Origin of the sequence: Streptococcus sp. 2020WUSS089, assembly GCF_044427405.1 — a bacterium.
Classification (GTDB): Bacteria; Bacillota; Bacilli; order Lactobacillales; family Streptococcaceae; genus Streptococcus; species Streptococcus hashimotonensis.
This window is the reverse complement of the sequence record NZ_JAOTGD010000001.1, coordinates 145308-159455: the sequence shown is the minus strand read 5'-3', so window position 1 is coordinate 159455 and position 14148 is coordinate 145308. Positions and strand designations below refer to the sequence as shown.

At 44.5% G+C, this 14148-nt stretch carries 10 protein-coding genes and 1 CRISPR repeat array (1 of these 11 cut by a window edge); of the genes, 9 read left to right on the top strand and 1 reads right to left on the bottom strand.

The window, feature by feature from the left end; genetic code table 11:
• Window positions 1–4105: direct repeats of the CRISPR family, unit length 32 nt; unit sequence GTCGCACCCCATACGGGTGCGTGGATTGAAAT (it extends 1199 nt beyond the left edge of the window).
• Window positions 4106–4254: 149 nt separating this feature from the next.
• From rpiA to ODU46_RS00740, 6 genes are all read left to right on the top strand, one after another.
• Complete coding sequence (rpiA, locus tag ODU46_RS00765) at window positions 4255–4929, top strand: ribose-5-phosphate isomerase RpiA (protein ID WP_002935597.1); 675 nt, start codon at window positions 4255–4257, stop codon at window positions 4927–4929.
• 327 nt (window positions 4930–5256) lie between these two features.
• A complete protein-coding gene (locus ODU46_RS00760) occupies window positions 5257–6468 on the top strand; it encodes a phosphopentomutase (protein ID WP_398579070.1) in 1212 nt (403 codons plus the stop codon).
• The gene (locus ODU46_RS00755) at window positions 6468–6824 is read left to right on the top strand and encodes an arsenate reductase family protein (RefSeq protein ID WP_398579069.1); all 357 of its coding nucleotides are present in this window, start codon (window positions 6468–6470) and stop codon (window positions 6822–6824) included. The genes ODU46_RS00760 and ODU46_RS00755 overlap by 1 nt, the downstream gene beginning before the upstream one ends.
• 11 nt (window positions 6825–6835) lie before the next feature.
• Entirely contained in the window at window positions 6836–7645 is an 810-nt protein-coding gene (locus ODU46_RS00750; RefSeq protein ID WP_014638303.1) for a purine-nucleoside phosphorylase, read from the top strand.
• 32 nt (window positions 7646–7677) lie between these two features.
• A complete protein-coding gene (deoD, locus tag ODU46_RS00745; protein WP_398579068.1) occupies window positions 7678–8391 on the top strand; it encodes a purine-nucleoside phosphorylase in 714 nt (237 codons plus the stop codon).
• Window positions 8392–8566: 175 nt separating this feature from the next.
• On the top strand, window positions 8567–10831 hold the full coding sequence (locus ODU46_RS00740; protein ID WP_398579067.1) for a glycogen/starch/alpha-glucan phosphorylase: 2265 nt from the start codon (window positions 8567–8569) through the stop codon (window positions 10829–10831).
• Between the two features lie 23 nt (window positions 10832–10854).
• Here the strand turns inward: ODU46_RS00740 and ODU46_RS00735 are convergent, their stop codons facing one another.
• Window positions 10855–11433, bottom strand: coding sequence for a VanZ family protein (locus ODU46_RS00735; protein WP_336370117.1), 579 nt, complete (start codon window positions 11431–11433; stop codon window positions 10855–10857).
• Window positions 11434–11544: 111 nt separating this feature from the next.
• Between ODU46_RS00735 and hemW the strand changes: the two genes are divergently transcribed.
• The 3 genes from hemW to ODU46_RS00720 all read left to right on the top strand — a co-directional run bounded on the left by hemW (window position 11545) and on the right by ODU46_RS00720 (window position 14140).
• On the top strand, window positions 11545–12672 hold the full coding sequence (gene hemW, locus ODU46_RS00730) for a radical SAM family heme chaperone HemW (protein WP_114866398.1): 1128 nt from the start codon (window positions 11545–11547) through the stop codon (window positions 12670–12672).
• A gap of 123 nt (window positions 12673–12795) precedes the next feature.
• Window positions 12796–13536 (top strand): acyl-ACP thioesterase domain-containing protein, encoded by a 741-nt coding sequence (locus tag ODU46_RS00725; protein ID WP_114866399.1) that lies wholly within the window; start codon window positions 12796–12798, stop codon window positions 13534–13536.
• A complete protein-coding gene (locus ODU46_RS00720; protein ID WP_024417634.1) occupies window positions 13523–14140 on the top strand; it encodes an NUDIX hydrolase in 618 nt (205 codons plus the stop codon). The genes ODU46_RS00725 and ODU46_RS00720 overlap by 14 nt, the downstream gene beginning before the upstream one ends.
• Window positions 14141–14148: the final 8 nt, after the last annotated feature.

Sequence of the window (14148 nt, the reverse complement as noted above, 5' to 3'; positions counted from 1 at the left end):
GGGTGCGTGGATTGAAATTATGTACCCTGCTACAATGTTAAATAACCCCTTGTCGCACCCCATACGGGTGCGTGGATTGAAATTATCACAAACTAAACAACGAAAAAATGTACACACGTCGCACCCCATACGGGTGCGTGGATTGAAATTGTTCGACTGTCAAATCACGAATAACAAACATTTGTCGCACCCCATACGGGTGCGTGGATTGAAATAAATATTCAGGGATTGGGTCACCAACCTTGATAACGTCGCACCCCATACGGGTGCGTGGATTGAAATACATTAAGTTTGAGAATTGCTATCAAAATTCCGTCGCACCCCATACGGGTGCGTGGATTGAAATAACTGGTGTAGCGTTAGGAACACCGACTGGATTGTGTCGCACCCCATACGGGTGCGTGGATTGAAATTTATTGGCACGTTACCAATACGACAGACACCAAGTCGCACCCCATACGGGTGCGTGGATTGAAATAAAGTCCCTAGCGGAAGGTCGACTATTAGGATTGGTCGCACCCCATACGGGTGCGTGGATTGAAATCATATTTCCCTGCAAGAGTTTCCTGAACCAGCTGGGTCGCACCCCATACGGGTGCGTGGATTGAAATTTATTAGGAATAGCATTAGTCTGTGCGATAAATCGTCGCACCCCATACGGGTGCGTGGATTGAAATCGATAGACCAAGAGCAAGGCAGAAGTAGACAATGTCGCACCCCATACGGGTGCGTGGATTGAAATACCACCGCCCCAGAAAATTTCTGGACGGCTAGGTCGCACCCCATACGGGTGCGTGGATTGAAATCATAATTGAAAGCACATAATACAGATTGATAATAGTCGCACCCCATACGGGTGCGTGGATTGAAATGTTTAATTGGTCAATCGTGCCATCAATAGTAAGGTCGCACCCCATACGGGTGCGTGGATTGAAATAAAATTTTGGACAAGTCCAATAAACTGAAAAACGTCGCACCCCATACGGGTGCGTGGATTGAAATCAAGATTGCCACTGCTTGCCTGTGCCACTCCAGCAGTCGCACCCCATACGGGTGCGTGGATTGAAATTGGTGATTGTCTGTCATAAATGCAAATGTAAAACCGTCGCACCCCATACGGGTGCGTGGATTGAAATCATATTGGCATTGCCGTTAGCCGTTGCATCGTCAGTCGCACCCCATACGGGTGCGTGGATTGAAATTGGTTTGACAAGAATGAAAGTCATACAACTTTCAGTCGCACCCCATACGGGTGCGTGGATTGAAATTTAAATCGTTTAATCGGGTAATTAGTTGAGCAAAGGTCGCACCCCATACGGGTGCGTGGATTGAAATCGAAAGGAGAATAGCCTATGTCAGTATTTTTAACGTCGCACCCCATACGGGTGCGTGGATTGAAATATGACTTAGCTCTCTAATTTTCAACATAGCTGCAAGTCGCACCCCATACGGGTGCGTGGATTGAAATTTTTCTTGGTTTAAACTCTAGCGGTATGGTAAAGTCGCACCCCATACGGGTGCGTGGATTGAAATTGAATAAGCCCACCACACCGAGTCAGCCCAAGCGTCGCACCCCATACGGGTGCGTGGATTGAAATATAAATAAAGTCACTTGAAAAATTAATTACATTGTCGCACCCCATACGGGTGCGTGGATTGAAATTATTTTTGATAAAAATGATGATATGGACGAAAAGTCGCACCCCATACGGGTGCGTGGATTGAAATCTCGGTGGGAAGCAATCTGTTCTACAAATAAATCGTCGCACCCCATACGGGTGCGTGGATTGAAATTTGGATTTGAAATTATAACATTTTTCGATTCTTCGTCGCACCCCATACGGGTGCGTGGATTGAAATTAACACACCATGGCTTTATTTTAGGTAAAATTAAGTCGCACCCCATACGGGTGCGTGGATTGAAATAAATCCAATACCTCTAGCATTATTTGAAGAATGGTCGCACCCCATACGGGTGCGTGGATTGAAATAAGGTCAGCTAGTGCCTCTTTACCTGCGATTGTGTCGCACCCCATACGGGTGCGTGGATTGAAATATTAAAATTTACCCAACTAGCCCCGTTGAACATTGTCGCACCCCATACGGGTGCGTGGATTGAAATTTTGAAGATGAAAAACTAGGCTATCTGTTACAATCGTCGCACCCCATACGGGTGCGTGGATTGAAATGAATCGGCGATACGGTAACGGTCAGTCATGATGAGTCGCACCCCATACGGGTGCGTGGATTGAAATGTGGTTGATTGGGTTTAACAGTCCAGTGGACTGTTGTCGCACCCCATACGGGTGCGTGGATTGAAATTCAGCTAAAATTACAAAGCAAGAGAATCGTATCACGTCGCACCCCATACGGGTGCGTGGATTGAAATTAATCAAGGAGCAATTTCCGCAAATATCGAAGTAGTCGCACCCCATACGGGTGCGTGGATTGAAATACCTCGCTATTATGTTTGTGGAAGGTGGCGACGTCGCACCCCATACGGGTGCGTGGATTGAAATAGGACTTAGGTGGTAAATTTCAAGAGTTTGAGCCGTCGCACCCCATACGGGTGCGTGGATTGAAATATTCTCAGACTTAGGTGGTGTGTATAAAACTACGTCGCACCCCATACGGGTGCGTGGATTGAAATTAAAACGGTTGCGTTGTTAGCTTCTTCCGCATTCTGTCGCACCCCATACGGGTGCGTGGATTGAAATCACTTGATAGACTTTGACCTCTTGGTTGAAGATGGTCGCACCCCATACGGGTGCGTGGATTGAAATAAAAAGTCAAACAACACACCAACTGACCCTATCGTCGCACCCCATACGGGTGCGTGGATTGAAATTACACCAATACTATTGAAATTTGTGATAGCACCAGGTCGCACCCCATACGGGTGCGTGGATTGAAATTGGTACTAAGATTGATACAACTGTTTCTGACTACAGTCGCACCCCATACGGGTGCGTGGATTGAAATATGTGTGACTGGTTCGCTTGCAAGTTTCCCATATTGTCGCACCCCATACGGGTGCGTGGATTGAAATAAACCAAACATAATGGCTAAACCGTTATCAACCAGTCGCACCCCATACGGGTGCGTGGATTGAAATATGATACCCAACGTACCACCGTTCACGTTGGTTGGTCGCACCCCATACGGGTGCGTGGATTGAAATCACCATTTCGGACTGCTGAAGCGCTAGCCGTCAGTCGCACCCCATACGGGTGCGTGGATTGAAATAATAAAATCCAATCATTTGAACCCGTGGTGCATTGTCGCACCCCATACGGGTGCGTGGATTGAAATCTGTCCAAGGCTTGGCAGACTTCACATGCTCCAGTCGCACCCCATACGGGTGCGTGGATTGAAATTAAGATAACGTCGTTGAATAAAGAATTTAGATTGCAAGTCGCACCCCATACGGGTGCGTGGATTGAAATATCTTCATCGAGCCCAATCCATGCTATTTACAAGTCGCACCCCATACGGGTGCGTGGATTGAAATAAAATAATTTAATTACACACATCAATAGGGTAGGGTCGCACCCCATACGGGTGCGTGGATTGAAATTTGATAGTGTGGTAGGTCGCATTGGTAACGATGAAGTCGCACCCCATACGGGTGCGTGGATTGAAATGGATAAGTCGTGGGATGTCATAGGAATACTTGAGTCGCACCCCATACGGGTGCGTGGATTGAAATATTATGTCTCCTACCGTTTTGTTTCCTTGCGTTGGTCGCACCCCATACGGGTGCGTGGATTGAAATTAGTTCGGTATCGGTAGGCATAGGAACTATCGGCAGTCGCACCCCATACGGGTGCGTGGATTGAAATAAAACCAAATCACGAACTTTTATTTTTGTCAAGCGTCGCACCCCATACGGGTGCGTGGATTGAAATATCAGTCTCAAAATAAACAGGCAAGGATTTTGAGTCGCACTCTTCACGAGTGCGTGGGTTGAAATATGTAGGTCAGCGCAGTCGCAAGGTCAAATGGTTGTCGCACTCTTCACGAGTGCGTGGGTTGAAGTAACGTATCGACAGACTAGCTGCTCGGACGGACCGGTCGTACTCTTTGCGTATGCGTAGGTTGAAACTGTTTTTGCTTAACACAGTATATCTGGTATGGACGTGTTCGAAGTTTTCCTCCTTTAACTCATCTCCCCCACAATTTTCGAAAATTCTTGTTTTGTCTTGCTTGCTTCATGCTATAATAGTTGTATCAGTTTTTTAAAAGGAGACAAAGATGACAAACCTAAAAGAGCAGGTTGGGATTAAGGCGGCGGAATTTGTGACGGACGGGATGATTGTTGGGCTGGGAACTGGTTCGACGGCATACTATTTCGTGCAGGAGATTGGTCGCCGGGTTGCGGAAGAGGGCTTGCAGATCACAGGCGTAACGACCTCTCATGCTACGGCAGAACATGCTGCGTCCCTTGGGATTCCACTAAAAAATATCGACGAAGTCGAGTATGTGGACTTGACGGTGGATGGAGCAGATGAGGTTGATGGAGACTTCAATGGGATTAAAGGCGGTGGTGCAGCGCTTCTCATGGAGAAGGTGGTCGCGGTCAACAGTAAGGACTGCATCTGGATTGTGGATGAGTCTAAGGTGGTTCAAACCCTAGGAGCTTTCAAGTTGCCGGTAGAAGTTGTACAGTACGGTGCGGAAAATCTTTTCCGACTATTTGAGAAAAAAGGGTATCGTCCAAGTTTCCGTATGCGTAATGGAGAAAAACATATCACGGATATGCAGAACTTTATCATTGACCTTGATTTGCGCAGAATAGAAGACACATATGCATTGGCGGAAGAATTGGATCGGACCGTCGGTGTTGTAGAACACGGTCTCTTTATTGGATTGATTTCCAAGGTAATTGTTGGTACACCAGAAGGACCGAACATCATCGAAAAGAAATAAATTGAAAACGCTTCTCATTTTGCTACAATGAGAGGCTTTTTTATGGTATAATGAAAACACGAACGTTTAGACTCTTCAAAAATCTATCCCCTTACCTCGTAGCAGTCAGACGATAGGTACTGAAAAAGCGATAGCTGAACAGCAGGCAGTGAAGCGAGTAACAGTATCTAGTTTTGATGGTTAGGAAGTTTGATGCCGAGAGCTGTGACTGTATAAGTATTGCACCCCATTAAAATGTTTAGATGTGGTAACGATAATTTCCAGTCTAGCAACTTGGTTGGACGTTGATTTTGGTTGAATCTAACTATTCAAATAAAGGAGACAATTATGCCTAAATTTAAACGTGTTCACTTGGTAGTTATGGACTCTGTCGGAATCGGCGCAGCACCAGACTCAGATAAATTTTTCAATGCGGGTGTAGCAGATACAGAATCTGATACTCTCGGTCACATTTCTGAAAAAGCTGGGCTTGAGGTGCCTAATATGACCAAGATTGGTCTTGGAAATATCCCTCGAGATACAGCGCTTGCGACAGTTCCTGCTGAAAGTCATCCAACTGGTTACGTGACCAAGTTGGAAGAAGTATCGCTCGGCAAGGATACCATGACTGGACACTGGGAAATTATGGGTCTCAATATTACTGAGCCATTTGATACATTCTGGGATGGTTTCCCTGAAGAGATTTTGACAAAAATCGAAGAATTCTCAGGTCGTAAAATCATCCGCGAAGCAAACAAGCCGTATTCAGGTACAGCTGTCATTGATGACTTTGGCCCTCGCCAAATGGAAACAGGAGAGTTGATCGTCTATACCTCCGCAGACCCTGTGCTTCAGATTGCAGCCCATGAAGACATTATTCCACTTGATGAGTTGTATCGTATCTGTGAATACGCTCGTTCCATTACCCTTGAACGCCCAGCTCTTCTAGGCCGTATCATCGCCCGTCCATACGTTGGTGAGCCAGGCAATTTCTCACGAACTGCCAACCGTCACGACTATGCAGTATCACCGTTTGAAGCAACAGTACTCAACAAACTGGCAGATGCGGGTGTACCAACTTACTCAGTTGGTAAAATCAGTGATATTTTCAATGGTTCAGGTATTACAAATGATATGGGGCACACCAAGTCCAACATGCACGGTGTCGATGTGTTGATTGATACTCTGAAGTTATCAGACTTCGAGAAAGGCTTCTCATTTACCAACTTGGTTGACTTTGATGCCGTTTATGGTCACCGTCGCAATATCGAAGGATACCGCGATTGTTTGCAAGAGTTTGATGCACGTATTCCAGAGATTATTGACAATATGCGTGAAGATGACCTACTCTTGATTACTGCAGACCACGGCAATGATCCATCCTATGCTGGAACAGACCATACACGTGAATATGTGCCACTCTTGGCATACAGCAAGGCTTTCAAAGGTAGTGGTGTCTTGCCAGTAGGTCATTTTGCGGACATTTCAGCAACCGTTGCGGAAAACTTCGGAGTGGATACAGCCATGATTGGCGAAAGCTTCTTGTCACAATTGGTTTAATGGAGAAGCTAACGGTCTATTACAATCCTGACTGTAGCAAGTGTAAAAAATTAAGAATATTGCTGTCCAGTCAGGATATGGAAGTCAATTGGGTTAATTATCTAGAAAATCCACTGACAGCAGAGGAATTGACAGCTCTCTTGGAAAAAATGGGCAGTCAACCTTCAGCAGTTATTCGGTTGACAGAAGAAGAGCGAGCAGGTTTGTCAGAAGAACAACTCTTTGAGCGTTTAGTTAAAGAGCCTGCTCTTCTCAACCGTCCCATTATCGAGCGAGAACAGACAGCCTTCCTCTGTCGTCCGCTTGAAATCATTAAAGAAAAAATGCCAGAATATGACTGGTCGGATTATTTATAAAAGGAGAAAATATGAGTTTACTTGCAAAAATCAATGAAACAAAAACGTTCTTGGAAGAAAAAGGTTTGGTAAAACCTGAATTCGGTTTGATTCTGGGTTCTGGCTTGGGTGAATTGGCCCAAGAAGTTGAAAACGCCATTGTCATCGACTATGCAGATATTCCAAACTGGGGTAAGTCAACAGTTGTAGGCCACGCTGGTAAGTTGGTTTACGGTGATTTGGCAGGACGTAAGGTCTTAGCTCTTCAAGGTCGTTTCCATTTCTACGAAGGAAATCCGATGGAAGTTGTGACCTTCCCAGTCCGTGTTATGAAAGCCCTTGGTTGTGAAGGCGTGATTGTAACCAATGCTGCAGGTGGTATCGGCTACGGTCCAGGTACCCTTATGGCCATTACAGACCACATCAACATGACTGGTCAAAATCCATTGATTGGTGAAAACTTGGAAGAATTTGGTCCACGTTTCCCAGATATGTCAAATGCTTACACTAAAGAATACCGTGAAAAAGCCCATGCCATTGCGGAAAAATTGGGTATCAAGTTGGACGATGGTGTCTATCTCGGTGTGACAGGTCCTACCTATGAAACACCTGCAGAAATCTTGGCCTTCAAGACTATGGGTGCCCATGCAGTCGGTATGTCAACTGTGCCAGAAGTTATCGTGGCAGCTCACTCAGGTATGAAAGTCTTGGGTATTTCTGCTATCACAAACTTTGCGGCTGGTTTCCAATCTGAACTCAACCACGAAGAAGTTGTAGAAGTAACCGAGCAAATCAAGGGCAACTTCAAAGGCTTGGTCAAAGCTATCTTGGCTGAGTTGTAGGCATTCGAAAATAGAACAAAGAGGTACATTACATGTCTATCCATATTTCCGCAAAACTAGGCGAAATTGCTGATAAGATTTTGCTTCCTGGTGATCCACTCCGTGCTAAATTTATTGCTGAAAATTTCCTTGAAGATGCAGTTTGCTTCAACGAAGTTCGCAATATGTTCGGCTACACAGGTACCTATAAGGGTCATCGTGTCTCTGTCATGGGAACAGGTATGGGAATGCCATCCATATCTATCTATGCCCATGAATTGATTAACGAATATGGTGTGAAAAAACTAATTCGTGTGGGAACAGCAGGTTCTTTGAACGAGGATGTCCATGTCCGTGAATTGGTCTTGGCTCAGGCAGCTGCGACCAACTCTCGTATGATTAATATTGACTGGCCAGAGTACGATTTGCCACAAATCGCTGATTTTGATCTTTTAGATAAGGCTTATCATATCGCCAAAGAACTCAACATGACAACGCATGTTGGCAATGTTTTATCATCAGATAGTTTCTATTCTCCAAAATTGTTTAGTCGCAACTTAGAATTAGGTCAACTAGGTGTCAAGGCTGTAGAAATGGAAGCAGCTGCACTTTATTACCTAGGTGCTAAGTTTGGCGTTCAAACGCTTGCCATTATGACGATTTCAGATAGCTTGGTTAATCCAGAGGAAGACACCACAGCAGAAGAGCGTCAAAATACTTTCACGGATATGATGAAAGTTGGTTTGGAAACTCTGATTGCAGAATAATTAAGAATAATTCTGATTGTAGTAAACTGCAATCGTTTAAAAGACGAACCAATTTCTATTTGTACGGAAGTTGGCTTGTCTTTTTTTTATAAATAGGGTATAATTAAGAAAACGTTTACAAAGGTAGAGCGAAACCTTTCTGAATGATTACGTTAATATATCCAGGAGAAGCCTTATGATTAATTTACAAAATTTTGTTCAGTCTATGTATGCCAAACGCATTGAAGATTGTACAGACCAAGAACTCTATTACGCCTTGCTTGCTTTTACAAAACAGCAGAGTGAAGCTAAGTATACAAATGACCAAAAGAAAAAGGTCTACTATATTTCAGCAGAGTTCTTAATTGGTAAGCTCTTGTCTAATAACTTGATCAACTTGGGTGTTTATGATGAGGTGAAGAGCCAGCTTGCAGCAGCAGGTAAAGACTTAATTGCTATTGAAGATGTGGAGATGGAGCCATCACTAGGAAATGGTGGTTTGGGTCGTTTGGCTGCCTGCTTCCTTGATTCAATTGCTAGTCTAGGTCTTAATGGTGATGGGGTTGGTTTGAATTATCACTTTGGACTGTTTAGACAATTATTTGAATACCATCAGCAGTCTGCTGTGCCAAACGAGTGGATTACACCACGTTCATGGTTAACGGAGTCACCGATTTCTTATCAGGTGCCATTTGCTAACTTTACCTTGACATCTAAGTTGTATGACATCGATGTACCTGGTTATAAAATGGAACGCAAGAATCGTCTTCGCTTGTTTGACCTTGGTTCAGTTGATGACAATATTATTTATGACGGAATAGAGTTTGACAAGGAAGACATTTTCCGAAACTTGACTCTCTTCCTCTATCCAGATGATTCGACCGATGAAGGAAAAGTTCTCCGCATCTTCCAGCAGTATTTCATGGTCTCTAACGCTGCGCAACTATTGATTGACGAAGCGGTTGCTAAGGGATCAAACTTACATGACCTGCCTGATTATGCTGTTGTTCAAATCAACGATACTCACCCATCACTTGTTATTCCAGAATTGATTCGCCTTTTGGAGCTTCGTGGTATTTCGTTTGATGAGGCAGTTGAAATTGCTAAGAAAATGACTGCTTATACCAACCATACCATCTTGTCAGAGGCGCTGGAAAAATGGCCGCTTGATTTTCTGAACTATGTGGTTCCGCACTTGGTACCGTTCATCGTAGAATTGGATCGTCGTGCCAAAGAAGTGAAGGATGATCCTGCTGTCAATATCATCGATGAACATGGCCGTGTTCACATGGCACACATGGATATTCATTATGGTTATTCTATTAATGGGGTGGCGGCACTTCATACAGAGATCTTGAAAACTTCAGAGTTGAAAGCTTTCTATGAGCTATATCCTGAAAAATTCAATAATAAGACAAATGGGATTACCTTCCGTCGCTGGCTCATGCATGCTAATCCAAGTCTAGCAAGCTACCTGGACGGCCTACTTGGACATGGCTACCATCACGATGCAAGTGAACTCGAAAAGCTATTGGATTACAAAAATGATAAGGAATTGAAATCTTGGTTGGAAAAGACAAAGCAGCATAATAAACGCAAATTGCAGCGTCATATTGCCAAGACACAAGGTGTTCATGTTAATCCAGAATCCATCTTTGATGTACAAATCAAGCGCATGCACGAGTACAAGCGTCAGCAGATGAATGTTCTCTATGTTATCCATAAGTATCTGGATATTAAAGCAGGTAACATTCCTACCCGCCCATTGACGGTATTCTTTGGAGGAAAGGCTGCACCTGCCTACACAACCGCACAGGACATCATTCATTTGATTTTAGTTCTATCACAGGTGATTAAAAATGATCCTGATGTGGCACCGCACTTGCAACTCGTTATGATTGAAAACTATAACGTAACTGAGGCGAGTTATATTATTCCAGCGGCAGATATTTCAGAGCAAATTTCCCTTGCATCCAAAGAAGCTTCTGGTACAGGTAACATGAAATTCATGCTCAACGGAGCCTTGACCATCGGTACAGATGACGGTGCCAATGTGGAAATTCATGAGTTGGTAGGTGATGAAAATATCTATATCTTTGGCCAAGATAGCCAAACAGTTATCGACCACTATGCAAATGGGACCTACCATCCATATTCCTTCTACGAACGTGATGCCATTCGTCCATTGATTGACTTCATTACATCGGATACCATTCGTCATGCTGGTGGGATCGATGAGCGTCTCTGGCGTTTGCAGGACAACCTTAAGCACAATGACCACTTCATGACCTTGCTTGATTTGGAAGATTATATCTCGACTAAAGAGCAGATGTTAGCAGACTACGAAAATCGCGACAGCTGGTTGGAAAAAGTCATCGTCAATATCGCTAAAGCAGGTTTCTTCTCGTCAGACCGTACTATTCAACAGTACAACGAAGACATCTGGCATTTGGAAGCGTAGCATATAAAAATGACCTTTCGGGGTCATTTTTTCTGTATTCTATTTTTGAAAGAGTGGGCGATTGCGGATTGTCCCAAGAAGTTTCCAAGGGCAAAGCCAGAGGTGTTAAGTAAGATGTCGCCAAGGTCAAAGAAGCCCAGTGAAAAGAAGAATTGACAGGCTTCAACTAGCAATATGGCCCCTACAAAGAGAGAAAGTTTTTTCCAAGAAAATGAAAAAAGCAACCCAAGTGGTAAAAAGAGTAAGAGGTTAAAGACCAATATAGCAGGATTGAGAAGTAGGTCTTGAGAGAAGGTGCTAAGGAGATCCCAGTTGACACCTCTGACGCCCATGCTTTTGAAAAAGAGGAGGTAAAGCAGCAGAAAGCCATAGCATCCATAGAAAAACAAAATAGTCAGTCGGGAAATACCTGGCTGATAGACCAGTCGAAAGAGAGTAAAGCAAACCCCAGTCATCAATAGTATTGCTGTAAGACTAGGTAAAAAATCAACCGTCATAAAAATGGTCGAGAACTGGTAAAAAAGAAAGGTCATAAAGAGCCAGCGGCAGAATAAGAATGATAAGATAGCGTTGATGACATCATAGAATCGTTTTTTGTTCATGACTTAATTCCTTTTGTAGATTTTGTAAGTTTACTATATTATATCATTGTTTTGAGGGGAAGTGATGGCTGTAAAAAATATTTTTATAGACAGTGTGCTATAATAGTTCTTATGAAAAAACGACCGACATCTGCCTATATCCACATTCCATTTTGCACCCAGATTTGTTACTACTGTGACTTTTCCAAGGTCTTTATTAAGAACCAGCCTGTTGACGAGTATTTGGCAGCCCTCATGGAAGAGGTCAAGTTTTACGACCTGCCAGCCCTCCGCACGCTTTATATCGGAGGCGGAACACCATCGGCTCTTTCGGCAGACCAGCTAGATTATCTCCTGACCAATCTAGAGGACTTGCTGGACTTGTCACAGCTGGAAGAATTCACTATCGAGGCCAATCCAGGTGACTTGACGGCGGATAAGATTGCGGTTCTGAAAAAGTCCAAGTGCAATCGGGTGTCGCTTGGCGTTCAGACCTTTGATGACCGTATGCTGAAAAAAATCGGTCGTAGCCACAACCAGGCCCAGATTTATGAAACCATTGCAGCCCTCAAGGAAGCGGGTTTTCACAATATTTCCATTGACCTGATTTATGCCCTGCCTGGTCAGACCATGGAGCAGGTGGTGGACAATGTCGCCAAGGCCTTGGAGCTGGACATTCCCCACATGAGCCTCTATAGCTTGATTTTGGAGAACCACACGGTCTTCATGAACCGCCAACGCCGTGGCAACCTGCATCTGCCCAACGAAGATGTGGAGTCCGATATGTTTGACTACATCCTACAAGAGCTGGAGAAAAACGGCTTCGAGCACTACGAAATCTCCAACTTCACCAAACCTGGTTTTGAAAGCCGCCACAACCTCATGTACTGGGACAACTCGGAGTACTATGGTCTAGGAGCTGGAGCATCTGGCTACATCGACGGCATGCGCTATCGCAACCGTGGCCCCATCCAGCACTACCTCAAATCCATCCGCGAAAAAGGCCATTCTCGCTTACACGAAGAATTCCTCAGCCAGACCGAGCAGATGGAAGAAGAGATGTTTCTGGGCCTACGGAAAAAAACTGGCGTGTCCATTGAGCGATTCGAGGAAAAGTTTGGCATTTCCTTTGAAGAACGCTACGGTCAGGTGGTCAGGGACTTGAAAAATGAAGGTCTCTTGCAAGAAGAAGACCGTTGGCTTCGGATGACGAAAAAGGGATTGTTTCTGGGCGATACAGTTGCAGAGCGTTTCATATAGTCATTCAGTTTGTTTTATTACTTCGTTAACTCGCTTTGCCGTACTTCAGTACTGTCTGCAGCTCGTTGCCTAGTACTAAAAACAAACTGAAAGACTATACTTTAAGACTAGAAAGAGGACACAATGGGACTAAGCTACCAAGAAGAGTTCACCATTCCTTTTGATATGGTGGATGTCAAACAAGAAATCAAACTGCCTGACTTTATTTCCTACTGTCTTGGTGTGTCAGGTCGGCAGTCGGAAGAACTGGGTCGCAGTGACCTCTATGTTTTTCAGGAATTTGGCTTGATTTGGGTGGTGACAGATTATGAATTAACTATTCAAAGCCTGCCCAAGTACAATGAAACCATCACGATAAAAACAGAAGCGGTTGCCTACAACAAGTTTTTCTGTCATCGGATGTTCTATATTTACGATGAGGCGGGCAATCTTTTGCTGGACATTCTCTGCTATTTTGTCCTGATTGATTTTGAGACTCGCAAGGTGGCTCCTGTGCCAGAAGCCTTGATTGCCCCTTATCAGTCTGAGCAGGTCAAGAAATTACCTCGGGCTCCCAAGTATCAGCTCTTGGAAAATCCATCTGTTCAAGAATTTCCTGTTCGCTATTTTGACTTGGATATGAATGGGCATGTCAATAATGGCAAGTACTTGGAATGGATGTATGAAGCACTGGGCTATGATTTTCTGCTCTGCCATGTCCCTAAAAAAATCCAACTCAAGTATCTCAAGGAAGTAGAGGCAACTAGCTTGGTGAGTTCACGCATGGTGGCAGAAGCTGGTGTCAGTCAGCATGAGATTGTGGTGGATGGGCATATCCATGCTCAAGCTATCATAGAATGGAGGGAAAGCCATGTCGCAGGATAAGTGGTTGGAATGGGCTATTCGCCTACAAGCCTTGGCTCAGACAGGATTGGCCTATGGAAAAGATGTTTATGACATGGAGCGTTTCGAAGAAATCAGACAGATTGCGGCGGAAATGTTGGTAGAGCCATCTGGACAGCCCTTGGAGGTGGTGAAAGACTTGTTTTGCAATGAAACAGGCTATCAGACACCTAAGTTGGATACCCGCGCAGCTATTTTCCAAGAGGATAAAATCCTGCTTGTCCAGGAAAACGATGGACTCTGGTCCTTGCCAGGTGGTTGGTGCGATGTGGACCAGTCCGTCAAAGACAATGTAGTTAAGGAAGTAAAGGAAGAAGCGGGGCTGGATGTGGAGGCTCTGCGAGTCGTTGCGATTTTGGACAAGCACAAGAACAATCCTGCCAAGTCAGCCCACCGCGTGACCAAGGTCTTCATTCTATGTCGTCTCCTTGGCGGGGAGTTTCAGCCCAATTCGGAAACAGTTGCCAGTGGCTTTTTCAGTCTAGATGACTTACCACCGCTCTACCTTGGGAAAAATACAGCTGAGCAGTTAGCACTTTGCTTGGAAGCTAGTCGGTCTGAGCATTGGGAAACACGATTTGATTAAGGAGGAAA